This window comes from Desulfoplanes sp. PS50, from assembly GCF_053851535.1.
Genome location: NZ_JBSPZA010000040.1, coordinates 1 through 24,042, shown reverse-complemented (window position 1 = coordinate 24,042; position 24,042 = coordinate 1). Strand labels below are relative to the sequence as shown.

The 24,042-nt window shown below is 51.8% G+C and carries 21 protein-coding genes and 1 pseudogene; 17 read left to right on the top strand and 5 right to left on the bottom strand.

Translation table 11 applies throughout. From position 1 onward, the window contains the following. From ACTVJH_RS14215 to ACTVJH_RS14175, 9 genes and pseudogenes are all read left to right on the top strand, one after another. Positions 1-368: transposase (locus ACTVJH_RS14215; protein ID WP_455992065.1), on the top strand; the 368-nt coding region annotated here is incomplete at its 5' end. Then, on the top strand, positions 344-1,411 hold the full coding sequence (locus tag ACTVJH_RS14210; protein WP_455992062.1) for an IS3 family transposase: 1,068 nt from the start codon (positions 344-346) through the stop codon (positions 1,409-1,411). The genes ACTVJH_RS14215 and ACTVJH_RS14210, both read left to right, overlap by 25 nt. Before the next feature lie 323 nt (positions 1,412-1,734). Then, positions 1,735-2,349, top strand: a complete 615-nt coding sequence (locus ACTVJH_RS14205) for a 4Fe-4S dicluster domain-containing protein (protein WP_455992059.1) — start codon at positions 1,735-1,737, stop codon at positions 2,347-2,349. A gap of 106 nt (positions 2,350-2,455) precedes the next feature. After that, complete coding sequence (cooS, locus tag ACTVJH_RS14200; protein ID WP_455992056.1) at positions 2,456-4,354, top strand: anaerobic carbon-monoxide dehydrogenase catalytic subunit; 1,899 nt, start codon at positions 2,456-2,458, stop codon at positions 4,352-4,354. Between the two features lie 104 nt (positions 4,355-4,458). Continuing rightward, on the top strand, positions 4,459-5,319 hold the full coding sequence (locus tag ACTVJH_RS14195; RefSeq protein ID WP_455992054.1) for an AAA family ATPase: 861 nt from the start codon (positions 4,459-4,461) through the stop codon (positions 5,317-5,319). Positions 5,320-5,470: 151 nt separating this feature from the next. Beyond that, a complete protein-coding gene (locus tag ACTVJH_RS14190) occupies positions 5,471-6,697 on the top strand; it encodes an NAD(P)/FAD-dependent oxidoreductase (RefSeq protein ID WP_455992051.1) in 1,227 nt (408 codons plus the stop codon). Between the two features lie 269 nt (positions 6,698-6,966). Further along, on the top strand, positions 6,967-8,673 hold the full coding sequence (gene ade, locus ACTVJH_RS14185; RefSeq protein ID WP_455992048.1) for an adenine deaminase: 1,707 nt from the start codon (positions 6,967-6,969) through the stop codon (positions 8,671-8,673). Between the two features lie 541 nt (positions 8,674-9,214). Beyond that, a complete protein-coding gene (locus tag ACTVJH_RS14180) occupies positions 9,215-10,282 on the top strand; it encodes a cache domain-containing protein (protein WP_455992046.1) in 1,068 nt (355 codons plus the stop codon). After that, a pseudogene (locus tag ACTVJH_RS14175) lies at positions 10,243-11,352 on the top strand (methyl-accepting chemotaxis protein); the annotation flags it as partial. The gene ACTVJH_RS14180 and the pseudogene ACTVJH_RS14175, both read left to right, overlap by 40 nt. A 173-nt stretch (positions 11,353-11,525) precedes the next feature. Here ACTVJH_RS14175 and ettA read toward each other — a convergent pair. From ettA to ACTVJH_RS14150, 5 genes are all read right to left on the bottom strand, one after another. Then, positions 11,526-13,208 (bottom strand): energy-dependent translational throttle protein EttA, encoded by a 1,683-nt coding sequence (gene ettA, locus ACTVJH_RS14170; RefSeq protein ID WP_455992043.1) that lies wholly within the window; start codon positions 13,206-13,208, stop codon positions 11,526-11,528. Between the two features lie 62 nt (positions 13,209-13,270). Further along, on the bottom strand, positions 13,271-13,906 hold the full coding sequence (locus ACTVJH_RS14165) for a class I SAM-dependent methyltransferase (protein ID WP_455992040.1): 636 nt from the start codon (positions 13,904-13,906) through the stop codon (positions 13,271-13,273). A 17-nt stretch (positions 13,907-13,923) separates the two neighbouring features. Continuing rightward, on the bottom strand, positions 13,924-14,226 hold the full coding sequence (locus ACTVJH_RS14160; protein ID WP_455992037.1) for a NifB/NifX family molybdenum-iron cluster-binding protein: 303 nt from the start codon (positions 14,224-14,226) through the stop codon (positions 13,924-13,926). Between the two features lie 14 nt (positions 14,227-14,240). Continuing rightward, on the bottom strand, positions 14,241-15,641 hold the full coding sequence (locus tag ACTVJH_RS14155; protein WP_455992034.1) for a sigma-54 interaction domain-containing protein: 1,401 nt from the start codon (positions 15,639-15,641) through the stop codon (positions 14,241-14,243). 100 nt (positions 15,642-15,741) lie between these two features. Continuing rightward, positions 15,742-16,575, bottom strand: coding sequence for a purine-nucleoside phosphorylase (locus ACTVJH_RS14150; RefSeq protein ID WP_455992031.1), 834 nt, complete (start codon positions 16,573-16,575; stop codon positions 15,742-15,744). Positions 16,576-16,655: 80 nt separating this feature from the next. Here ACTVJH_RS14150 and ACTVJH_RS14145 point away from each other — a divergent pair, with 80 nt between their 5' ends. The 8 genes from ACTVJH_RS14145 to ACTVJH_RS14110 all read left to right on the top strand — a co-directional run bounded on the left by ACTVJH_RS14145 (position 16,656) and on the right by ACTVJH_RS14110 (position 23,883). Then, positions 16,656-17,411 carry a motility protein A gene (locus ACTVJH_RS14145; RefSeq protein WP_455992028.1) on the top strand — a complete coding sequence of 252 codons (756 nt, stop codon included), beginning with the start codon at positions 16,656-16,658 and terminating at the stop codon, positions 17,409-17,411. Further along, positions 17,401-18,138: an OmpA/MotB family protein gene (locus tag ACTVJH_RS14140; protein ID WP_455992026.1), complete on the top strand. Its 738-nt coding sequence runs from the start codon at positions 17,401-17,403 to the stop codon at positions 18,136-18,138. Before ACTVJH_RS14145 ends, ACTVJH_RS14140 begins: the two co-directional genes overlap by 11 nt. Next, entirely contained in the window at positions 18,135-18,539 is a 405-nt protein-coding gene (locus ACTVJH_RS14135) for a PilZ domain-containing protein (protein ID WP_455992023.1), read from the top strand. The genes ACTVJH_RS14140 and ACTVJH_RS14135 overlap by 4 nt, the downstream gene beginning before the upstream one ends. Further along, a complete protein-coding gene (locus ACTVJH_RS14130; RefSeq protein WP_455992021.1) occupies positions 18,517-19,938 on the top strand; it encodes a biotin carboxylase N-terminal domain-containing protein in 1,422 nt (473 codons plus the stop codon). The genes ACTVJH_RS14135 and ACTVJH_RS14130 overlap by 23 nt, the downstream gene beginning before the upstream one ends. A 69-nt stretch (positions 19,939-20,007) precedes the next feature. Further along, a complete protein-coding gene (locus ACTVJH_RS14125; protein WP_455992018.1) occupies positions 20,008-22,254 on the top strand; it encodes an acetyl-CoA carboxylase carboxyl transferase subunit alpha/beta in 2,247 nt (748 codons plus the stop codon). Between the two features lie 61 nt (positions 22,255-22,315). Next, positions 22,316-22,963: a biotin attachment protein gene (locus ACTVJH_RS14120; RefSeq protein ID WP_455992016.1), complete on the top strand. Its 648-nt coding sequence runs from the start codon at positions 22,316-22,318 to the stop codon at positions 22,961-22,963. A 5-nt stretch (positions 22,964-22,968) separates the two neighbouring features. Further along, positions 22,969-23,322 carry a formin-like protein 18 gene (locus ACTVJH_RS14115; protein ID WP_455992013.1) on the top strand — a complete coding sequence of 118 codons (354 nt, stop codon included), beginning with the start codon at positions 22,969-22,971 and terminating at the stop codon, positions 23,320-23,322. A gap of 84 nt (positions 23,323-23,406) precedes the next feature. Further along, the gene (locus tag ACTVJH_RS14110; protein WP_455992011.1) at positions 23,407-23,883 is read left to right on the top strand and encodes a single-stranded DNA-binding protein; all 477 of its coding nucleotides are present in this window, start codon (positions 23,407-23,409) and stop codon (positions 23,881-23,883) included. The last annotated feature ends 159 nt before the right edge of the window (positions 23,884-24,042 follow it).

Below are 24,042 nucleotides of genomic sequence, written 5' to 3'. Positions count from 1 at the left end.
AACGCCGTAAAACCCAAGGAGCACTCTCCATGTCTTCAACCAGCAAACGCCCTCAGGATTGGACTGCCGAAGAACGTCTACAAGCATTGGTTGAAACAGCGCCCCTATCTCCAGAAGAAAAAAGTGCATGGTGCAGGTCAAGAGGTGTGCATGTTCAACATCTCGACAATTGGAAAAGAGATTTTCTAGAGGGAGCTTCTCAGAAATCCAAGTCGAAACGATCTTTGAATGATTCAAAAATTCAAAAAAAAGTCCGTACATTGGAAAAGGAGTTGCTCCGTAAAGAGAAAGCTCTAGCTGAAGCATCTGCCCTGCTGTTGCTCAAAAAAAAAGTGGACGCGATATGGGGGGACCAAGAGGAAGACTGATCACCCCGGAAGAAAAACAACTGGTCATCCAGCTGATTCGCGAAGCTGTTGCCCAGGGAGCGAGAAAGAAAAAGGCCTGTGAGATTCTGGGACTTTCCCTACGAGCGTTACAACGTTGGGAAAAGCACGGTGTTGAGGATAAGCGTAAGGACAACAACAAATCTCCCATCAACAAGCTGACAGAGTTCGAGAAAGAACGGGTTCTGAAAGTCGCAAACAGCGAAGAATTCAAAGATCTTCCTCCGAGCCAGATTGTCCCCAAGCTCGCTGATAGAGGCGAGTATGTCGCATCAGAATCCACGTTCTACAGAATACTCAGGGCAACTGGTCAAAATGCTCACAGGGCAAAATGCAGACCAAGAAAAAACAAGGCTCCCAAACCGTTGACTGCGACAGGTCCGAACCAGGTCTGGAGCTGGGATATAACATATCTCCCTGCGCCGATACGAGGAACGTATTGGTATCTCTACATGTACCTGGACATCTACAGCCGCAAAATCGTTGGCTGGAGTGTGCACGAAACAGAGAACTCAGACTACGCGTCGGAGCTTGTTCGGACCGCCTGTTTTACTGAACAGGTTGCGCGGGATCAACTGGTCATTCACGCCGATAACGGATCACCGATGAAAGGTTCTATCATGCTTGCCACGCTTCAAGAGCTTGGAGTGATGCCATCATTCAGCAGGCCAGCTGTCAGCAACGACAATCCCTTCTCGGAATCGCTATTCAGGACCTGCAAGTACCGTCCTGATTATCCCGAGAAGCCCTTTGAAACCTTGGAGGCCGCCCGGGAATGGGTCTCTCAATTCGTGGCATGGTATAACACAGTGCATCTTCACAGCGGGCTGCGGTTTGTGACCCCGGATGACCGTCACCAGGGCCGAGATAGGCAGATATTGTACGCCCGGCATCAAGTCTATCTGGCTGCTCGTAATAAACGGCCTGAACGCTGGGCTAGAGGGATCCGAAATTGGTCTGTTGTGGGTGCGGTAAAACTCAACCCCAAGGATCACAAAGAAACATCAAAACAGAAGGTCGTATAGGCATCAAAAAAAGCGACAACTTCTTTGACAATTACCGAAACTCATTGTACCGAAAGAATTTTTAGAGTATGATAAAAACAAATTTTTTGGGTTCCCTCAAAGAACAGGTTCAGATCCCGCTTCGGCAAAGAAAGGCTTACTACGCTTTGCAGGTAAAATTTTCAACACCCTGCCCTTGGCCGTATCCATACGTGTTGAAAATTCTACAAAGTGACACGATTCATTAAACCCGAGTGTATGACAGCGGTTGCATGGCCCGCACCAAAGCTCCCCGGCTTAATGGCTCAAAAGCTCGTCATCCACTACCCCAAGGAGGTCCGTCTATGAAAACCGTTTTTGTCGATGTTGAACGTTGCGTGGGCTGCAGACATTGCGAGCTGGCCTGTGCAAAAGCCCATCACGAAACGCTTCCGAATCTGTCCAACCCGTTGCCTGCAGATCTTCCCCGTCCGCGCATCGGAGTCCAAATCGGAGTGGATTTTCTGACCTTTCCCCTGAAATGTCGTCATTGCAACCCCGCACCCTGTGTTCAAATCTGTCCATCCGGTGCGCTCTTCCGTGACCCGGAATTCGATACGGTCATGGTTCAGGAGGACCTGTGTATTTCCTGTGGAATGTGCGCCATGGTCTGTCCTTTCGGAGCCATAACATTTGTTGCGAGCAAAAAAACCGGAAAAAAAACCGCATACAAATGTGACAATTGTATCGAACGACAAAAAAAGAATCAGATCCCTGCCTGTGTGGAGGCCTGTAAAACAGGAGCACTGACATTCGGATATGTAAATGACGCAATTGAGGATGCCAGAAAGGATTTTGCCTTGAATATCACCCGAACCATCCAGGGAGATGCGACATCGACCATCCCGGACAATATCCAGGCCTATCAGTCCATCAGGGAAACACTGGCCCGCATTGGTCCTCTTCCTTCATCAAAATGAACCGGTCACCTGAACCACGAAAACATAGAAGCGAGCCTCACGATTCATCGAAACACCTTACTATCCCACGAGTTTCAGCAATTGCTGCGCATTCAAGGAGGAAACAATGACCGCTCAGTATGATTTGGATACCCTGAACAACATCATAAATGAACGTACCATCGACGAATCCGCCAAACCGATCCTTCAAAGAACCATTCAGGAAAACATTGAAACGGCCTGGGACCGGCTCGAGGACCAGCAGCCCCAATGTGGATTCGGCCAGACCGGTGTCTGCTGCAATCGCTGCACAATGGGCCCCTGTCGCATCAATCCCTACGGAGGTTCACCTGTCCGGGGAGTTTGCGGTGCCAACGCCGATCTCATCGTGGCCAGAAATCTTCTGGATGATCTGAACACGGGCGCGGCCGCTCATTCGGACCATGGCCGCGAGGTCATTGAGACCATGCTCGAAACAGCGGAAGGTTCTTCCCAGGGATACGAAATCCTGGACACGGACAAACTCATGGCCATTGCCGGTGAATACGATATCCCCACAGACGGCAGATCCAACAACGAAATCGCCAAGGACGTGGCCCTTTCCATGCTCGAGGAGTTCGGGACGATCAAGAATTACATCCAGTTTACCCGCAGAGCTCCGGAAAAAACCCAGGAGATCTGGAACAAGACAGGGATCATGCCCCGCAGCGTGGACCGGGAAATCGTCGAAGGCATGCATCGCATCCACATGGGTGTAGGTGCTGATTATGCGAACATCCTGCTCCACGGGCTGCGTACAGCGCTGTCGGATGGCTGGGGTGGCTCCATGATGGCTACCGAGGCTTCGGACATCCTTTTTGGAACTCCGGAGATCAAGGACTCATGGGTCAATCTGGGCGTACTCAAGAAGAACATGATCAACATCGTGCTGCACGGACACAACCCGGTTCTCTCGGAAATGGTGGTCGAGGCTTCCAGACTGCCCGAAATGCAACAGAAGGCAAAGGACAAAGGCGCCCAGGGAATCAACCTGGCCGGGATGTGCTGTACGGGCAACGAGCTGCTCATGCGCAAGGGTGTGCCCATCGCCGGGAACATGCTCAACCAGGAACTCGCCCTGGCTACCGGTGCGGTCGAGGTCATGGTCATCGACTATCAGTGCATCTTTCCTTCCATCACCAAGACCGCTGCCTGCTTTCACACCAAGGTTGTTTCCACCAGCGAAAAATCCAAGGTCCCCGGTGCGGTACATCTGGAATTCCATCCCAAAAACGCCATGGACACGGCCAAGGCCATTGTTGACCTGGCCATCGACAATTTTCAAAACAGGGACCAGCATCGAGTCCTCATTCCGGGTGAGCCCGTAAAGATGATGGCCGGTTTTTCCGTAGAGGCGATCCTCAAGGCCCTCGGCGGGACCTTGAAACCCCTTATCGATGCCATTGCGGGTGGTCAGATCAAGGGGGCCGTGGGCATGGTCGGGTGCAACAACCCCAAAATCAAGCATGATTTCGGTCATGTCAGACTGGCACAGGAACTCATCAAGCGGGATATCCTCGTGGTCCAGACGGGCTGTGCCGCCATTGCCGCAGGCAAGGCCGGACTGCTTTTGCCCGAGGCTGCCGAACAGGCAGGGGACAAACTGAAAGCCGTCTGCCAGGCACTGGGCATTCCTCCGGTCCTGCACATGGGCTCGTGCGTGGACTGTTCGAGAATCCTGGTTCTGGCCGCTGAATTGGCCAAGGCCCTGGACGTCTCCATCGATCAGCTTCCCCTTGCCGGGGCCGCACCTGAATGGATGTCTCAGAAGGCCGTGTCCATTGGTTCCTATTTCGTGGCCTCGGGTGTGTTCACGGTTCTGGGAATCCCGCCTAAAATCTTCGGGAGTGCCAATGTCCTGAATCTCCTCGCATCAGGACTGAATGACGTGGTCGGCGCAGCCTTTGCCGTAGAGCCCGATCCGGTCAAAGCAGCGGACATTATCGAGAAACACATCCTGGCCAAACGCGAGGGGCTCGGGATCTGATCACCCGAAAACAGCGTATGGTCATGAGAACGACGAACCGTAAGGGCACGGCGCGCCGTGCCCTTACACAATTTTCAACCACCCCATTCGCAGAAGGACACCACATGGATCCTAACGAATCCCGCAGTGAACACCTCTTCAGCGCAGCGGATTATCTCGACGAACACCGGGCACCGCAAACCGCAGGAACCCGCATTGTCATAACGGGCAAAGGCGGGGTCGGCAAAACCACCACGACTGCCCTTCTGGCCAAAGTCATGGCTGCAAAGGGAAACAAGATCCTGACCGTAGACGAAGACCCCCAGCAGAATCTGGCCTTTTCCCTGGGTTTTCCCCTGGACAAGGCAACAGAGCTCATTCCGGTCTCCAAAAATCTCGACTACATCGAGGAAAAAACAGGCGCCCGACCCGGCCAGGGCTGGGGGGCCATGCTGCGCATCAATCCCGATGTTTCCGACGTTGTACAGCGCTTCGGGATGTCCATTGGAAAAAATATCGACCTGCTGGTCATAGGCAGCGTCATTCAGGCGGCCACGGGGTGCCTGTGTCCGGAAAATGCCCTTTTAGACAGCATTGTCCGGTACATAAAACTCAGAAATGGTGAAATCATCCTCATGGACACCCAGGCCGGGGTGGAACATTTCGGCCGGGCTCTGGCCGACGGATTCCAGCACGCCGTGATCATGACCGAACCAAGTTTCAACGCCGTACAGGTGGCTCTTCACTCGGCCGGACTGGCCCGCGATCTGGATATCCCGGGCGTTCATCTGGTGGTCAATCGCTGCCGAACCCGGGAAGACAGTGACAAGGTGGCCGGTTATCTGGGAGATCATCCTTTCACGACCATAACCCATCTGCCCTTTGACGAAGCAGTCATGGCCACGGAGCCCGATGTCACCCCCCTGATGGAGATGAACACCCCCTATGTCCAGGAGGTCAGAAAACTTGCAGCGATGATCGCATAGCCCCTTCCCCGGCCCGAAGAGAATTACGCAACTCCTAAAAATGATTACGATTCCCAAAGAATTCGCAGGGGCAATTCACAATTTGCTCGTTTGACCGAACCCTGAATGACAAGGGAAAAAACAATCACAACAAGCCCAAAAGGAAACGCCCATGAAAACCATCATCATCGGCATGGGACCCGCCGGACTGGAAACCGCAAAAACCCTCAGGGAGCATGGCTATGCAGGCGAAATCACCATGTTCGCACAGGAAGAGACTCCTCCCTACTCCCCCCCTGTACTCGGAGAATACCTGCTCACCGGCAATGAAAACACCCTGTTCTGGAAGGGAACCGATGTGTGCAGCCAGCTCGATCTGGATTGCCGGATGGGAGAATCTGTGGTGTCCATCAATCCGGACCGGATGCTCCTGACAAGCGACAAGGGTTCCTATGAATTCGCCCATCTGGTCATTGCCTCGGGATCATCCCTGCACGCCCCGCTTCCGGGTGTGGAAAAACCGGGCATCTGTCATTTCAAGACACTTGAGGGTACCCGACAGATCCGCAAACTTGCAGACAACAAACCAGGAAGCTCGGCACTGATCGTGGGAGGAGGATTCATCGGAGTTGAAATCGCCCTGTGCCTTGCCAAAATCGGCCTGAAGCCCATCCTGCTCAATCGCAGGGGGTGGATCATGCCCAGACTTCTCGATCAGGAAACCTCCGATTATGTGCTCAAGGACCTTAAAAAAGCAGGTATTGATGTCCGTCTGGGAACCGAAGCCACCGCATTTATCGGAAAGGACAAGGTGGAAGGCATAACCACGGCTGAAGGCCAGACCCTGACTGCTGATCTGTACATCGCCGCCACCGGAGTCAAACCGAATATCGATTTTCTGAAAAACAGCGGGATCACATGCAAGCAGGGGGTCGTGGTCAACGAATACCTGCAGACCAATATCCCCTTCATCCATGCCTGCGGAGACGTAGCCGAAACCCGTGACCTGGTCACCGGGAACACCAAGATCCACGGTCTCTATCCCGTTGCCGTGGCCCACGGAAGAACCGTGGCCATGAACATCATGGGTGCAGGAATCCGCTACGAACAGCAACTGAACATGAATTCCCTCAAGGAACTCACCCGCAAGGTCATCGTGGTCGGACAGCCATCGGAAACAGTCATTAAACGCAAATCCAAACAGACCCTTCGCAAGATGTATCTGAAGGACGGCAAGATAACCGGATTCGTGCTCGTGGGCGATATCTCCGGCGCAGGCATGTTCCTGGGCCTCATGCGCAAAAAAGCTGATGTCTCATCCATCAGCCAACGACTCCTCTCGCGCCATTTCAGCACCGCCTACATGATGACCGGCCTGGTCAGGAAATGCAGGATGTGAAGCAAAAAAAGAGATATCTTAACCTCCTATCAAACCGTACACTCTCCGACCGCGTCTGCGCAGTTCCCGTCTGGGACTGAGCGGGCTGAAGGCGGTTTATGCGTCAAGTCTGGCCATTTTGCAGCATCTCATGCATCTTTAGCCTTCCACCGCCCGTGAATTTTCGCGTCATCCTGTAAAAACAGCTACCGTGTCCTGAGAGAGTTCTGTAACGCTCTCTTGTTTTTTCACCATGACCATATACCTATTCGATAAAAAGAGGATTGAACGTGTCGTATAATCTTCAACGACAAATGATTGCAGCGGCCAGAGGAGAAGAACCGGCTGACCTGCTCATTACCAATGTCAGGCTGGTTAATACTATTTCGGGAGAGATTCATCCTGCCGATGTTGCTGTAAGGGATGGGATTGTCCTGGGTTTTGAAAACTGTTCTGCCGAAGAGGTTGTTGACGGACATGGAGCCTTTCTCTGTCCCGGTTTTATTGAGGCCCATATTCATATTGAATCAACTCTTCTGTCGCCACCTGTATGTGCGAGCACACTTGCTGCCAGAGGCACCTGCGCAGTGGTCTGCGATCCCCATGAAATCGCCAATGTACTCGGGATCGACGGGGTTGAATACGTCCTGAATTCCACCAGAGACCTTCCTGTCTCAATATACCCCATGCTTTCTTCATGTGTTCCGGCGACACATCTGGAGAATTCCGGAGCTCGGCTTGACGTGGAGCAGATGAAATATCTGCTGAAAAAATATCCGGGGAGATTTCCTGGTCTGGGAGAAATGATGAATTTCCCCGGTGTTATCTTCGCGGATCCGGGTGTGCTGGCCAAACTTGAACTCACAAAAGATATGGTTATTGACGGCCACGCTCCCGGCCTTTCGGGAAGAGACTTGAATGCCTATATTCTGGCCGGACCGGAAAGCGATCATGAATGTGTTGCGATCGAGGAAGCAAAGGAGAAACTGCGCAAAGGCATGCATATCATGATCAGGCAGGGTACTTCCGAGCAGAATATGGCAGCACTCCTTCCCCTGGTCAGTAATCATAACTGGCATTATTTTTCCCTGGTTTCAGATGACCGCCACCCCCAGGAGCTGGCCGAAAAAGGCCATTTGGATGAAAATCTTCGTCAGGCCGTGAGACTGGGTCTTGATCCTGTGCGCGCTGTGCAGATGGTGACCATAAATCCGGCCAGGTATTTCGGCCTTAAACGCCGGGGGGCAATTGCTCCCGGCTACAAGGCGGATATGGTCCTGGTGGATGACCTCAAAGATTTTTGTGTGAGACATGTTTATCTCGGCGGCAGGAGTTTGGAACAATGCTCTTTTGAATCAGAAACCAGGGCGCCGGGAAATTCGATGCATATCAAAGGTCTTTCACTGAAGACCTTTGAAATCCCGGCTCAAGGAAAAACAATCAGGGCTATTGAAGTTATTCCCGGTCAGATTGTAACTGCCCAGGCACCTGCAACACCTCGGATTATTGGCGGTTTGGCCCAGGCAGATATCTCGTCGGATCTCGTCAAACTGGCTGTCATTGAACGGCATAAAGCCACGGGAAATACAGGGCTTGGGTTTGTACGCGGACTGGGACTTGAAAACGGAGCCCTTGCCTCCACAGTGGCCCATGATTCCCATAATCTGATTGTTGCCGGAACCAGCGATGCCGACATGCTTGTGGCCGCCATGGCGGTTCAGAGGATGGGCGGGGGACTGGTACTGGTTCAGAACAACAGCGTGCTGGCTTCCATGCCGTTGCCCATCGCCGGACTGATGAGCGACCAACCTCTGGACCATGTGGTCAGCTCCATGAACAGACTGGCAACGGCCTGCCAAACAATAAAAATTGCCCACCCGGATCCATTCATGATTCTCTCCTTTCTGGCTTTGCCGGTTATTCCCGACTTGAAGCTCACCGACAAGGGATTGGTGGATGTGAATTCATTTGAGCTGGTTGATTTGTGGATTGACTGAAAAAAATCCGGCAGGGCATGATATTGCGATGTTTTTTTCAACCTCGTCAAATGGGATTTTCTGTGTCGCAACGACGCAATTGCCATAGTCCGGATCGGCCTTGAGGCACTAACTGATGGGGCGAAGCCTGCCTGCCCCGGGTGCGTTGTGGTTCACGAAACAAGCGCTGTTCGTGAAAACCACCAGTTCATCATGTTGATTCGGGCAGGCCGGCTGAAAACCGCATGAAGACGTACTCAGGAAGAGAATATGTGCATCTCGAACCAAACAGGCAGGGCAGTCCATATTAACGATTTAATCATAAGATCAGTATCTTGTGCAACATGATCCGCACATCTTGTGAGGTCGTTCACAATTTGATTGTTGAAAAAATGTCACCGTGCAGCCGCAGACTGAGGGCGGCAAGAGGGTTTTGCACATACATGCGGTGGTATTTTCCCAGACCTGAGGAATCCCTGGTTGACGAACGGTGCATGGATGTGTCGCTCAGGGCCGTCTAATTCTTCTTTTCACAACATGGCATATTTCCTCTTTGTACATAATGATGGTCGTTTCGTTTCAATTTCCCCGGTCAGACCGGATTTCGTCATTATTTCAAGAGGATTCCATGCATTTAAAAATCAAAAGCAAAATTTCTATTCCCCTGGTCATCTCACTGCTCGTTCTGATGGTCGTCATCTTTGTCGCCCTCAATGCGCAATTGAATGGGCTGAGCAACGAATATATCCAAAAAATCGCCCGCAACAAGATGACGGAAATTTCTTCGTCAATGGCCCTGTCATCCCGCGAGGCCGAGGCGGTTTCCGCACTTTTCTCCAAGATGCCAGCAGTCGAAGAGGCCTATCAACTGGCCCTTTCTGGAAACATCGATGATGAAGCTTCGCCCGAATCCCAAAATGCCAGGGAAATGCTGCGCAGGGAGTTACATGACGTCCTTGCGGGCTTTGAAGCGGTCCGGGGAAACAAGCTCAAGCTCCATTTCCATCTGCCCAACGGGCGCAGCCTGGTTCGGCTCTGGAGGGGCAAAAACAGCAACCGTGACGGCCAGTCACTGGACATCTCCGACGATATCTCCGGGTTCAGGCAAACGGTCATGGATGCCAATCGAAACGGACAACCCGCTCAGGGGCTGGAGATCGGCAGAGGGGGATTCACCGTCAGAAGCGTGCTGCCCATTGAAGCGGACAACGGAAAACATCTCGGGTCCGTTGAAATGCTCATCGACTTCCAACCCATCGTCGATGCCGCCGTGGGTCAGGGCGAAAATATCCTCTTGTACATGAACCAGGATCTTCTAGATATCGCCCAGGGGCTCAAGGATACGTCCAAACATCCCCGTGTTGGGACGCGATATGTTCAGGTTTCCGGGGTGGATGATCCTGCCCTGGACCAGCTGATCACGGAAAAACTGCTCGATCAGGGACGTACGGAGATACGCGTTTCCCGCAAAGGTGACTATGCCCTGTCCGTTTTCCCCATCACCGACTACACGGACAAACAGGTGGGAATCATGGTCTATGCCCTGGATATCTCCCGGGAGCAGGCCACGGTCTGGACCTCACGCTCACCCTCTTGGGAATCATGGGCGTCCTTCTCGTCTTCCTGCTGAGCGTGGTTTTGTTCACCACCAATTATGCCATTCTGCGTCCCCTTAACAAGATCCTCGCCTTTACCGACAAAGTCGGCCGGGGCGATCTCACCACCCAGGTTAAAGTAGCCAGTCACGATGAAATGGGTGTCCTGGCCACTGCACTCAATACCATGGTCGAAAAATTCCAGCGGGTCGTTGCCGATGTCCGATCCGGTGCGGACAACGTGACCGCGGGAAGTCTCGAGCTGTCCGGGGCATCGGAACAGCTCTCTCAAGGGGCCTCGGAACAGGCTGCCTCGGTCGAGGAAATCTCGTCTTCAGTGGAGGAGATGTCTGCCAACATCCACCAGAACACCGAAAACACGATACAGACGGAAAAGATTGCCAACCAGCTTGCCCTGGATGCCCAGGAGACCGGCGTGGCTGTGGGTGAGACAGTGGATGCCATGAAACATATCGCTGAGAAGATTTCCGTTATCGAGCAGATCGCCCGAAACACCAACCTGCTTGCCTTGAATGCCGCCATCGAGGCGGCCCGGGCGGGTGACGCCGGCAAAGGGTTTGCCGTGGTGGCTGCAGAGGTCAGAAAACTTGCGGAAAACAGCGGCAAGGCAGCGGCCGAAATCAACGCCCTGTCCAAAACAAGTGTGGCCAAGGCCGAAGACGCCGGGAAAAAGCTCGAGGCCATTGTGCCTGATATCGAAAAAACCGCCGAGCTCATCCAGGAGATCACTGCCGCGAGCAACGAACAGAATTCCGGGGCGGAGCAGATCAATCAGGCCATTCAGCAGTTCGACCAGATCGTTCAACAAAATGCCTCGGCCTCTGAGGAAATGGCCGCCAGCTCGGAAGAACTCTCCGCCCAGGCGGAACAGCTCAAATCGGCCATAGCCTTCTTTCAGATTCAGGAGGGGTTGATCGTGAAGCAGGAGACCCCTGCATCACCACCGCTGGGATCCCCTCAAAGGACCTCTCGCAAGACACCCACGACATCGCTTCAAACGACCAGGACACAACCGGCCACAACCCGGGGAATCGATCTGCGTCTCGAGGACGATGTCGATGACACAAGCTTCGAACGGTTCTGATCTTCACCATCTGTCATAATATATAAAGCGGTCCGGCAATGTGCACATTGCCGGCCCGCTTTATTATGCAGGATCAAGAACACCTCACCCATTCCGCAAGAGCCCTTGTGATCGGTTCGCCAAGGTGTTCACGGAGAACAGTCGTGCATCAACCGAAAATCTTTCGAATCGATTTATCGGGTCAGATGTCTGTAGCGAATCCTTTTGGGAATCTCGGCATCCTTGCCCAACCGTTTGCGTTTATCCTGTTCATATTCGGAGTAGTTTCCCTCGAACCAGACAACCCGGCTGTCCCCTTCAAAGGCCAGTATATGGGTGGCGATACGATCCAGAAACCAGCGGTCATGGGAGATGACCACGGCGCATCCGGGAAAGTTCTCGATCCCCTCTTCCAGGGCGCGAATAGTATTCACGTCCAGGTCGTTGGTCGGTTCGTCGAGCAACAGGACATTGGCCTCCCGGGCGAGCATGAGGGCCAGATTCAAGCGGTTCCGCTCCCCGCCTGAAAGCATTCCCACCTTTTTCTGCTGGGCCGCACCGGAAAAATTGAATTTGCCCACATAGGCGCGCGAATTGATTTCACGACCCCCTATGTTCAGCATCTCCGCACCCCCGGAAACCATCTCCCAGACACTCTTTTCCGGATCGAGATGCTCCCGTTCCTGGTCCACATAGGCCAGGCGGACGGATTCACCCACCCGGATCGCTCCTGCATCCGGTTCTTCCTGACCGGTAATCATCTTGAAAAGGGTCGATTTACCGGCCCCATTGGGTCCGATGACCCCGATGATCCCGCCGGGAGGCAGAAGAAAACTCATATCCTCCACCAGGATCGTGTCCCCGTAGCCTTTGCGCACATGCTCGGCCTCGATGACCCTATCGCCAAGCCGGGGTCCCGGAGGAATAAACAGACTCATGTCGGTTGTTTTTTCCTGCTTACCCTGTCCAAGAAGCGACTCATAGGCGGTGATCCTGGCCTTGGACTTGGCGTGCCGCCCCTTGGGAGACATGCGGATCCATTCAAGCTCGTTTTTAAGGGTCTTCTGCCGGGCACTCTCCTGTTTTTCCTCTGTGGCCAACCGATTCTGCTTCTGTTCGAGCCAGGAGGAATAGTTGCCCTTCCACGGAATGCCCCGTCCACGATCGAGTTCCAGAATCCAGCCGGCAACATTGTCCAGAAAATACCGGTCATGGGTCACGGCAATGACGGTCCCGGAATACTGCTGGAGATGATGTTCCAGCCAGGCCACTGACTCGGCATCGAGATGGTTGGTCGGTTCATCAAGCAGCAGAATGTCTGGTTTTTGAAGCAATAACCGGCACAGGGCGACCCGCCGTTTCTCACCCCCGGAGAGGACCTCGATTTTCATCTCAGGGTCGGGACAACGCAGGGCGTCCATGGCCATTTCAAGCCGGGAATCGAGTTCCCAGGCATCGTTGGCATCCAGAAGTTCCTGCACCTCACCCTGTCGTTCGATAAGCCTGGTCATCTCATCATCGGACATGGGTTCGGCAAATCGGGCATTGATCTGGTTGAATTCCTCGAGCAGGCCCACTGTTTCACCAACTCCCTCCTCCACGATCTGACGCACGGTCTTGTCCGCATCGAGAAGGGGTTCCTGTTCCAGATAGCCGATGGAATATCCCGGGGACGCCACGATTTCACCCCCGAAATCCGAATCTTCCCCGGCCATGATCCGCAAAAGTGTACTCTTACCCGATCCGTTCAGACCGAGCACACCGATCTTGGCCCCGTAAAAAAAAGAAAGGGAAATATCCTCGATGATGGGTTTCTTGTCGTGATGTTTGGTCACGCGGACCATGGAATAGATGATCTTGTTCGGTTCGTCGCTCATAAAAAAAGTGTTTCCAGTTGGTTGAGAGTTTAACTATCTTGGATAGTTGAATTATCGTTCGCCTATTTTTCTTTATGCAAAATGACTACGTCCCTGTCCACAATATCCAGGCCGGCAGCCCACCGGTTTGCGAGCCAGATAAAGGTTGGTCGGGAAAAAAAAGCAATATGGGTCAAATCCCGGATGTAATGCCAGGCGGCAAAGGCCTTCCTGTCCAGGACCAATTTGGTCATGATTCCCAGAACACCACCGGGCCGCAGGCAGGACCACAACCGGTCCAATTCCATACCAGGCTCACGCAAATGTTCTACGACCTCGGTAGATGTGATGAAATCGTATGATCGTGTGAGCAGCTTTGGATCATGGGCATAATACCTGTCGAAAATATCCATGGAATATCCAGCCTCCTCGAGCATCACAGACAGGGTTGGCCCCGGCCCGGAACCGAAATCAAGGCCATGCGTTCCCTTGGGCATGACCGCCTGCAACGGCCGGGTGAGGCGGGACAAGAAAGCGCGATAGGCTGTATCCAGAGGACTGTTCCGGTGATTGTCGTATCTGGATTTTTCGTCATCGTGGTCAAGATGATATACCGATGGTACATAAACCAGCAGACAACGGGAGCAACGGTAATATTCCCTTGAACTGTCCTTGAAAAACAATTCGGACCTTTCATGAAGGCAGAGCGGACAAATCATGATCAAAGACCCTTTCTTCACTGCTGCGAAACAATCAGGTCCAAAGCGTTTTCAACCGTATCCATAATCGAATCCACGACCCTGATTTTTTTCCAGATCAAAAACCGATAGTATTCTTCTTCAATGCCGTTGCAGGCAACCACATCGACATTCTCGGTGAGAATGAGCGAACAGAGGTCGTCGGCAGATGCCTGGGGCAGAACCATGGTTCGGGTGGCAATGACATTGTGGTTCTCATCGGTTGTGACAATGAGCACCTCGGGAGCCATATCGAAGCGGGGAGCCACGTCGCGACCGGCAATGGGAACGAGAATCTTCATGGATGCAAATACCTTTAATCCAGATTATGTTTTTTCATCTTTCTCCACAGGGTCGAGCGGCCCCATCCCAGAATGACGGCGGCCTTGGACTTGCGCCCTCCGGCCCGCAACAGGGCATCCATGATCATTTGTCGTTCCATGACCGTCCAGTTTTCAGCACAAGAAGATAGGTGCTGGACAAGGTCTGAAGAAGCAGGGATCGGCTCGGGGTCCGGGGAGGATTTTGACGACTCCTCGTGATCACGAACATAAGCTGGTAAATGAACCAGGCCGAGTTCCTGTCCCTGACACACAGTGACTGCATATTCGATAATATTACGAAGCTCTCGAACGTTTCCAGGAAAAGAATACATGGAAAGACGGCCCATGGCCTCACCATCGAGTCCGACGATATTCTTCTTGAGCTGATGGGCCATTTGACGGACAAAATGGTTGATCAGCAGGGTCAAATCCTCTCCCCTGTCCCGTAACGGAGGCAACTCGACTCGGATGACATTCAGACGAAAAAGAAGATCCTGCCTGAAACGATGATACATGACCATGGTTTCGAGATCTCGGTGGGTGGCCGCGATGACCCGGACGTTGACCTTACGGCCCTGGGTGCTGCCCAAAGGGTAGATGACCTTGTCATCGAGAAAGGTCAACAGCTTGACTTGCAAGGCAAGAGGAAGATCCCCCACTTCGGTCAGAAACAAGGTTCCATTATGGGCCAGTTTGAACCACCCGGGCTTGTTCTCGACAGCTCCGGTAAAGGCTCCCTTGCGATGACCAAATAATTCCGACTCCAGGAGATTTTCCGGCAAGGCCCCGCAATTGACCTTGATAAACGGTCCCTTTGCCCGTGCAGAATGCTGATGAATGGACTCTGCAACCAAATCCTTCCCCGTACCGGTCTCACCAGTGACAAGCACGGATGAATCAGTCTGGGCAATGACCGGAAGAATCTGGAAAACCTTGTCCATGGACGGACATTGCCCTATGATTTGTTTATATCCTGATGATTCAATTTTGGTCTCTTCCACATGTCGAGCCGGACGGAGATCCTCTACTGCATCGATATAGGCGAGTAATTCCCCATTGTTGTCCCGGATGCAGGCAAGACTGTGCCGGGTGGGGATCTTTTCCCGGTTCCGGTCCAGAATATTGCCGTCAAGACAGATACTCTCCCTGCCTGCTTCACGATTTCTCACCGGGCATTGCTCCATGCACAGCTTGCCGCGGAGCACCTGGTAGCAGGGTTTCCCCTGTACCGAACTTCTCTTGAATCCCGTCAGTCCCTCCATGGCTGTATTCATGAACAGCACCTGCAATCCGGGGGAGATGACAGCCACCCCTACGGGCAAGGGATCGAGCAGGGTGGCCAGGTGGGATGGCGAAGCAAATATCCTGGAAAGTTCTATAGGGAAAAAGGTCATCGTGTTGACTACCCAACCGGTTGCGAAAGTCATGTACGTACGAAAGAAGCCCCTGAGTGAAATCTGTTCCGAAAATCGTCAACGTGCAGTTCGTTGCGAATCAGGCAAACATTCCCGATACGATGATGGCGTCCAGAACATTTGTCAAACGACTTGCGGTAAGATGTGCCTGTTGAAGGATTTCATCATGGGATGTTTCCGTCATGCAATCCGGAAGGTTCTTGTTGGTCAGGCAGGAAAGTCCGATAACATTGACCCCCATGTGATGAGCAGCGATGGCCTCCATGACTGTGGACATGCCGATGGCATCACCACCCAAGGCACGATATCCCCTGGTTTCAGCCGGAGTTTCCAGGCAGGGCCCGTGCACCCCCACATAGACCCCCTGCTCCAATCGAACCCCTGTTCCCATGGCCAGGTCGAGCACTTTTTCGCGCAATGCCAAGCAATACACATCCGTCATGTCGGGAAACCGGGGGCCCCAGGCATCCACATTCGGGCCAACGAGGGGATTGGTGCCCATGAGATTGATATGATCAGTAATGAGCATGATACCGCCGACCGGAAAAAGGGGATTGAGCGCACCGGCAGCATTGGTGAGAACAAGGGTCTCCACACCGAGACCGGCAAGCACCCTGGTTGCAAAACAGACCTCGTCTGGAGAATATCCTTCATAGAGATGATTGCGTCCCTGCAGGATCAGACAATCCGTACCCCGGTGCCGGACCAGACCGAGAGATCCTTTGTGCCCCTTGACGGTAGCTGATGGAAAACCGGGAATATCTTCAAAGGCAAACCATTTTGAAGACTCAAGAGCGTCAACGAACTGCCCCAATCCGCTTCCCAGGGTAATTCCTAGACGAGGAGAAAAACCTTTGGAAAAGGCCTGACGGACATGTTCAACGCTTTTCTGGACTTTTTCATTTTTTTGCATGACAACCAACCCTTCAGGATCGTATGAAACATTACAGACTCCGCCCATCTTAACTGACAACGAAAAAGTAATAAAAACATATGGATATTGCAACACTTTTTGGTATTATCATTGGATTTGCCCTGGTTATCGGTGCTATTTTTCTCGGAGGTTCCACCTCGGTCTTCATCAATGTTCCCGGAATGATGATTGTCCTTGGAGGAAGCTTCGCAGCAACCTGTGTCAATTTTCCCTTGGGTGAAATCCTTCAGTCCGTCAAGGCTGCTATCAAGATCTTCACTTCTCGAAAAACAACCACCAACGAGATGGTCAACATCATGGTTCGCATTGCCGATATCAGCAGACGAGAAGGTTTGCTGGCCCTGGAGAACATCAAAACCAAAAATCCCTTTCTCAAAAAAGCCTGTCTCCTCATTGCCGACAATGCCGACTCCACGCTTATCCGGGATGCGTTGAAGATCGAGATAACCTCCATGAAAAAAAGGCACGCCATTTCCCAGGATGTTTTCAAAAAAATGGCCATCTATTCCCCCTCCTTTGGGATGATAGGTACCCTTATCGGCCTCGTGCAGATGCTTTCAAGATTGAGTGACCCCTCAGCCATCGGACCGGCCATGGCAGTTGCACTATTGACTACCTTTTACGGCACCATTATGTCGACACTCATCTTTCAGCCGTTGGCTGGAAAATTGCGGAGCAGGAGCCTGCAGGAGAACCTGCATCTGGAAATCATTTTCGAGGGTGCCAAGTGTATCCTCGAGAACAACAACCCCCGTATCGTCTACGAGAAACTTTCATCCTTCGTCCCCCCGCAGGAGAGGCGCTATGATAGATGAAAGCGATCTTTTCATGGAGGAAGAAGAGGAAGAAGAACTCAAAACATGGCAAACGACCTTTGCCGATCTGACGACCCTTCTTCTTGTTTTTTTCATTTTGCTCTATTCCATGTCCAGCATCGATACGGTCAAGTACACGGCTTCGTTTGCGTCCATCAAGGCGGCCCTGGGTAACATCAAGGGAAGTCCTGTCGTGACCCAGGAGAATGAGAGCGGTGTTTTTGTCAACGAGATCGAAAGATATCGCCAGATAAAGGAGAGCCAGGAAAAAAACTTCTCCGCGTTCAGACAATTCAGTACCGATCACGGGATAGAAGGTGTTGTGGGCGCGAATCTCGAGTCCGGCATCATCACCCTCAAGGCCCCGGCAGATACCTTTTTCAAACCCGGTTCAGCCGAGCTAACTTCAGAGGCTGTCCGGGTCATCCATCTGCTCAAAGATTATTTTGTCATCCATAACGATCTCAAAATCAACATCAAAGGACACACCGATAACATCCAACCTTCCGCAAGGAGTCGGTGGAAGGATAATTGGGAACTGGCCTCCATGCGGGCTGTTTCTGTATTGCGTCTCTTGCTCGAACTCGGCATAGAACCAAACCGGTTGACCGCCACAGGCATGGGATCATTTCAACCCGAACTTCCCAACAACAGCCCGGCAAACAGGGCCAAAAACAGAAGAGTCGAGTTTGTACTGGAAAAAATGATCACAGGAGCTTTGCCGTGAACCCGGACGATTTTACCATCGAATACACTCCCAATTCCCGGCGATCAGCATTCAGGGTTACCTACCCCAATCTTTTCGTTCGTCTCGAACCAAAGGAGCATCTTTATCCTATCCATGATATCAGCGCGGTAGGCGTCTGTTTTCAGACCAATGACCATGAACTCGACAATGCCCAAAAAAATGATGTCCTTCGGATCGCCATTGTTCAAGGTACCAACCAGGTTCTTGCCCGGCTGAACTTCAAATGCGTTCATGTTTCAAAGTCATGCGTAGGCGGCGCATTTGTTGATGTGGATCGACGCACGGAAGCCCAGCTGGACAAACTGATCCTGGAAATCCAAAAACAACAAATCCTCAAGGAAAAAACCAGGCAACACCGTGAAGCAACTAAAAAACCATAAAGTCCTTATCGCCAATCGAGGCGAAATCGCAGTCCGTATCATTCAGGCATGTGTCAAACTCGGCCTGGATTTTGTCTGTGTTTATACCGAGGTGGATAAACATTCGGCCCATTGCGCCCTGGCCAAAAAACTGGGCCGTGGAAAAAGTCTCTACAAAATCAGTTCCTATCTGGATGCCAATGAAATTTTTGCTGTGGCTGATGCCACAGGGGCCACAGCCGTTCATCCCGGGTATGGCTTTTTTGCCGAAGATTACAGATTTGCTCGCCGCGCGGTGCAACGCAAACGAAAAATCATCTTCATTGGCCCCTCATGGCAGGTCATTCGCGAGCTCGGAGACAAGATCAACACCAAGCGTTTGGCACGTCGCCTCGGCGTTCCCACAGTACCTGGTTCTGATAAACCCATGCATGATGAGATCGAGGCCGAGGAACTGGCCAAGAATCTTTTCGCTTTTCAACATGAACAGGGTATTTCCAATCCCGTTGTCCTGGTCAAGGCCTCGGCCGGCGGCGGAGGCATGGGTATCGAAGAGGTGGATGATTTCGACAAGTTCAGAACCGTGCTTCGTTCGATCAGAAACTATGCAAAGCGACAATTTCGGGATGACGGAGTCCTGATCGAGCAACGCATCTTTGATTTCAACCATCTCGAAGTCCAAATCGTTGCGGACCGAAGTGGCAAGCATATTGTCCATTACGGCACCCGAAACTGCTCCATTCAGAGCACAGGACGCCAAAAACGTCTGGAGGTTGCTCCGGGATTCGACCCCACGAAAATTTCCTATGCCTTTGACGCCAACCGTGTCATGACCGATATCACGGAATATTCATTGCGCATGGCCCGAGAGGTCGGTTATGATAATGTGGGAACCTGGGAGTGGATTGTCAGTCCAACGGGCGAACCGTTTCTCATGGAGGTCAATACGCGCATTCAGGTGGAAAACGGGGTTTCAGCAGTCATTTCCCGACGCAAAAATACCCGTAAAGTCGATATTCTGGCTGAACAGATCCGCCTCGGTCTTGGCGATGCCCTTGGCTATTCCCAAAAGGATATTTCTTTTGAAGGCGTGGGAATCGAATACCGCATCATTGCCGAAGATCCGCAAAACGGTTTTGCCCCATGGGTCGGGACTATAGAAAACTTTTCCTGGGAAAAAAAATTATGGGCCGACGTGCATACCCATGTTCCCCTGAAAACGAGTTATGAAATCCCTACGGAATATGATCCCAACCTCGCCCTGGCCATCATTTGGGGCAAGGATCTCGACGAGGCCAAAAAACGGGGACTCACCTTTCTCGAACAGCTCCAGCTCAGTGGACATAATGCATCCGGTGAACCTCTACGCTCCAATGTCGAATATCTCAAGGAGATGACGCACAATATTCTCTTGTTTTAATGTGATGTCAGCCCGGATAAAGTAGCTCCCCTCGTATCTCACCAATAACAATACAAATAATGTGGTTGTATGGATATAGAAAAAAAAATCCAGGAACTTCAGGAACGCCTGACATACATCAAGGATATTTTCGATTCTAAAGAAAACGAAAACATCCGGCTTCTGGATTCCAAACTTGCAGAATTCCTGACCAGGGAACATGATCTGACCTCCAAGGATGCCCTCAGGCACTTCCGCTCCCTGGAAGACCTGTTCGTTTTTCTGGAAAGAAAACTCGAGTCCCAGCTCACCCCCATGGACAGGGTGCGCATCGTTCGCCATCCACAACGAATTTGTCTCAAGGACATCCTTGAAAATGTCTATGACAATTATACTGAAATCGGCGGACAAGATGAATGCAGCATCGATCCGAGCATGCTCATCGCCAGGGCGTACATCACTCGCCGCAGAGGGAAAAAAGTCTACTATCAACCGGTCATGGTCATCGGGCAGGAAAAGGGACATGGCCAGGAATTCAGAAATGGCGGTTCGGTCAAACCTTGGGGAAATGCCAAGGCTCTCCACTACATGAAGGTTGCCGAAACCGAAGGAATCCCCATACATACGTATATATTCACCCCGGGTTCCTATCCCATTGAAGACTACCCTGGGGCTGCCCAGCAGATCGCCAAAAATCTCTACGAAATGGCCGGATTGAAGGTGCCAATCATCGCTGTGACCTCCGAAGGAGGATCCGGAGGAGCCGAGGCCATCGGCCTGGCCGACACCCGTCTCATGCTGTCACACGGGTACTACTCGGTCATTTCACCGGAAGGAGCTGCCGCCATCGAAGGCAGGTTGCGTCATGGCCAACGGGCAACACCGGGCCTTATTGAAAAATGCGCCAGACAGCTCAAAATCACGGCTTCGGATAACCTCAAACTCGGCAATATAGACGGGATCATCAGCGAACCCAATCTGGGGGCTCGGCCTGATAATTTTAATTTTTTCAAAGAATTAAGACAACAGATTATCAGAAGCACCGACGAGCTCGTACTCAACGTCAGAGGGCTGAAACTGTTGCGCAGCTTTGCCCTGCGAAAACTTGACAGCGATCAGGTCTATGTTCGGTGGGGGTTGACTTCCAAGGCAAAGGATCGATTGGTTTGGAAACGATACAAAAAATATCGGCGAATGACCCAAAAGGCCTTCAAAGACAAGCGGCCCCTGTGGCGTAAAGGATACGATGCCATCTATGATTTCGGGTGGGGTATCTACTCGTTTTTCAGATATGATTTTTTTGCCAAGCACCAGCGCAAGGTAACCCGATTGGCGGAAGACGTACAGGCGGAACTCCAGGTACTTGTCGATCGGTCTGAAAAATACTGGCGCAAGCGTCTCAAGGATAAACTCCCCTTCTTCAAGGTCAAAGACAAAGAGATCAAGGAAGAATTGACATCTCTGTCGTCATGGGAGGCCCGCCCCGAGGATTCCGGGAGCGGATGCGCGTACGTCAGCCCACAGGCCAAGAAAGATAAGACCATAACCTGTCCCAACAGCGCAAAACAGGGTTGTCAGGATCAATGGGCTCCTGATCTCTTCGACGAGAATGCCGGTGTTTGCGATTTTTGTGGTCACCACTTCCCCATGGAATATGAATGGTACCTGTACAATGTTTTTGATCCGGGTTCGATCTTCAAATTCAACCATCAACTCGAATCGGGCAACCCACTTGCCTATGAGGGTCTCAGCCTCAAACTCGATGAGGCAAAAAAGAAAACCGGTCAGAAAAGCGGATGCATGACCTTTGAAACTCGGATCAAGGGGATCACTCTCAACGTAGCCATGTTCATGGCCCCTTTCAGAGGAGGCAGCGTTGGAGCGGCCGAAGGGGAAAAATTTATCCGGGCCATCGAACTGGCCCGTAAACGCCACCTCCCCTTTCTGGCCTATGTCCATGGAACAGCCGGTATCCGTATTCAGGAAGGGACAAATGGGGTCGTCCAGATGCCAAGATGCACCATGGCGGTTCGCAGATACCTGGAGTCTGGAGGATTGTACATCGTACTCTACGACAACAATTCCTATGCCGGTCCTGTGGCCAGTTTTCTGGGATGTTCACCCTACCAATTCGCGGTCCGTTCCTCCAACATCGGATTTGCCGGTCCCGGAGTCATCAAGGAAACAACCGGACTGGACATCCCTCCCGACTATCACAAGGCCTACAAGGCGCTTTCCCGCGGGCACATTCAGGGTATTTGGGACAGAAGAGAAATACGCAACAACCTCCACCAGGCCCTGCTCACCATGGGTGGAAGAAATCTGTACTACCGCTAGCCACGAAAAATTCCCGGGACAGAATGTTCTGGTTTCAGTTTGAACAAAGAGGATCCAAGTCTTGTTGAATATCAAAAATCTCTTGCATGAGCTCAAAGAAGCCCCCTATGAAGAAATCTCCGTGAAGGTTCCTCATTGTGGGATCGTGGAAACCGTTGTCCAGAAAGTTGGAACACAGGTACATGGAGTTTCAGGAACCTGGAAAGAAAATCCCGGAACCCTTTTGGGGACCATCAATCGCGAACACAATAAAAAACCCATCTATGCACCGCAAAACGGGAAGATTGTGGAGATTGCAGATGTCCACAATTCCTTTGTCGAAGCTGGAACATCCATTTTCCGCATCCGACACTTTCTGACCAAAGAAGAAGTCATCCAGCGGATTCTCAAGCAGACCCTGCATCTTTTTCGGGCCCCTGAAAAAGGGAAGTATTATTTCAGTCCGGAAATCGACACGAAAATCAAGGCCAAGGGTTGCAAGTCGGTACTCGTGCGGCCGGATGATGAGATTTTTATTCTGTCGCGGATGAAACGCGAGACATTCATTCCCTATAAAGGGCAGGAAGGATTGATCTATACTGTGTACTTCAAACCGGATACGAGTATTGATCGAAACGAACCCCTCATTGGCGTCTGTCCCCAGGAAGAACTCTCTGAAATCAGAGACGTTGTTGCACGCATCCAAAGTGAATGGGAAGAAAAGGAGTAAGAGCGATGGGACGATTTCTACAAATACGCGTCATGGCCCATACGTACGATGAGTCAGATCTGGCCAAGGCATGGCCGACGTTGTGGGCATTGGGATTTCCCGAAACATCTCCTTCACCGATGATGTCACGGAAAAAAGGCGTTCTTGAACTTGTTGACAGTCTGGCCGACCAGATCCGGTTTGACATGATTGATCCTTCAGTACAAAAGGTTTTGCAGTCGGGCGCAGATCAGGCAAAAAGGCTGAAAAAAGAGCTCGAGCAGGCCCTGGCTGATTGGAACCCCCAGAAAGCCAACACGCTCTCGGATCAGCTGGAAGAAACACTTACTGAATTGGAAAAAGAGGCTTCCGGGATCTAACGGCTTGCAAGAACCGCGACTGCCGAGGCAAACGGCACGCAATCACAAAAACAGGACAACAAGCAAAATAGAGGAGTTATTTTCATGGCTGGCAGTCTGAATAGAGTTATGATTATCGGCAGGATGGGGAAGGACCCGGAGACAAGGTATACACAAACGGGCTCGGCAGTCTCTAACATAACCGTCGCCACTGACGAAAGTTATGTTAAAGACGGTCAAAAAATCGACCGAACAGAATGGCACCAGGTTGTTTTGTGGGGTAAACAGGCTGAATTCTGCCAGAACTACTTATCCAAGGGACGCCTGGTGTATGTCGAGGGAAGCCTGCAGACAAATTCATGGGAAGACCAACAGGGTAACAAACGGTACAGGACTGAAATAAAGGCCTTTCGCATAACTCCCTTGGACCCCAAGCCCCAAAACGCAGGTGGACCAGGAAGCTATGTTCAAGCCCCGCAAACTGCCACCAGACAACAAACAAAACCTGATACCATGCAAGAAGAGGATAATGGACCGGTCTTTCCTTCCGAGGTAAGTGGAATGGATGACGCGCCGTTCTAGCGGTCACCTAGTTAAGGTTTGTCAATAAAAAAATCGAGTAGGGTGAAGCAGAGCGATCAACTCTGCTTCATCCCTCTCACAGAACCGTGCGTACGGGCCTCGTACACGGCTCCTGTTCTCTCTTATCCCCGATTTATCGGGGGAAGCTCGCCTGTTTTG

What these genes read in the sequence shown, in the direction of transcription:
- ACTVJH_RS14210 (WP_455992062.1), top strand. Translation starts at nt 344, where the DNA reads ATGGGGGGACCAAGAGGAAGACTGATCACCCCGGAAGAAAAACAACTG.
- ACTVJH_RS14205 (WP_455992059.1), top strand. Translation starts at nt 1,735, where the DNA reads ATGAAAACCGTTTTTGTCGATGTTGAACGTTGCGTGGGCTGCAGACAT.
- cooS (WP_455992056.1), top strand. Translation starts at nt 2,456, where the DNA reads ATGACCGCTCAGTATGATTTGGATACCCTGAACAACATCATAAATGAA.
- ACTVJH_RS14195 (WP_455992054.1), top strand. Translation starts at nt 4,459, where the DNA reads ATGGATCCTAACGAATCCCGCAGTGAACACCTCTTCAGCGCAGCGGAT.
- ACTVJH_RS14190 (WP_455992051.1), top strand. Translation starts at nt 5,471, where the DNA reads ATGAAAACCATCATCATCGGCATGGGACCCGCCGGACTGGAAACCGCA.
- ACTVJH_RS14180 (WP_455992046.1), top strand. Translation starts at nt 9,215, where the DNA reads ATGATGGTCGTTTCGTTTCAATTTCCCCGGTCAGACCGGATTTCGTCA.
- ettA (WP_455992043.1), bottom strand. Translation starts at nt 13,208, where the DNA reads ATGAGCGACGAACCGAACAAGATCATCTATTCCATGGTCCGCGTGACC.
- ACTVJH_RS14165 (WP_455992040.1), bottom strand. Translation starts at nt 13,906, where the DNA reads ATGATTTGTCCGCTCTGCCTTCATGAAAGGTCCGAATTGTTTTTCAAG.
- ACTVJH_RS14160 (WP_455992037.1), bottom strand. Translation starts at nt 14,226, where the DNA reads ATGAAGATTCTCGTTCCCATTGCCGGTCGCGACGTGGCTCCCCGCTTC.
- ACTVJH_RS14155 (WP_455992034.1), bottom strand. Translation starts at nt 15,641, where the DNA reads ATGACCTTTTTCCCTATAGAACTTTCCAGGATATTTGCTTCGCCATCC.
- ACTVJH_RS14150 (WP_455992031.1), bottom strand. Translation starts at nt 16,575, where the DNA reads ATGCAAAAAAATGAAAAAGTCCAGAAAAGCGTTGAACATGTCCGTCAG.
- ACTVJH_RS14145 (WP_455992028.1), top strand. Translation starts at nt 16,656, where the DNA reads ATGGATATTGCAACACTTTTTGGTATTATCATTGGATTTGCCCTGGTT.
- ACTVJH_RS14140 (WP_455992026.1), top strand. Translation starts at nt 17,401, where the DNA reads ATGATAGATGAAAGCGATCTTTTCATGGAGGAAGAAGAGGAAGAAGAA.
- ACTVJH_RS14125 (WP_455992018.1), top strand. Translation starts at nt 20,008, where the DNA reads ATGGATATAGAAAAAAAAATCCAGGAACTTCAGGAACGCCTGACATAC.
- ACTVJH_RS14115 (WP_455992013.1), top strand. Translation starts at nt 22,969, where the DNA reads ATGGGACGATTTCTACAAATACGCGTCATGGCCCATACGTACGATGAG.
- ACTVJH_RS14110 (WP_455992011.1), top strand. Translation starts at nt 23,407, where the DNA reads ATGGCTGGCAGTCTGAATAGAGTTATGATTATCGGCAGGATGGGGAAG.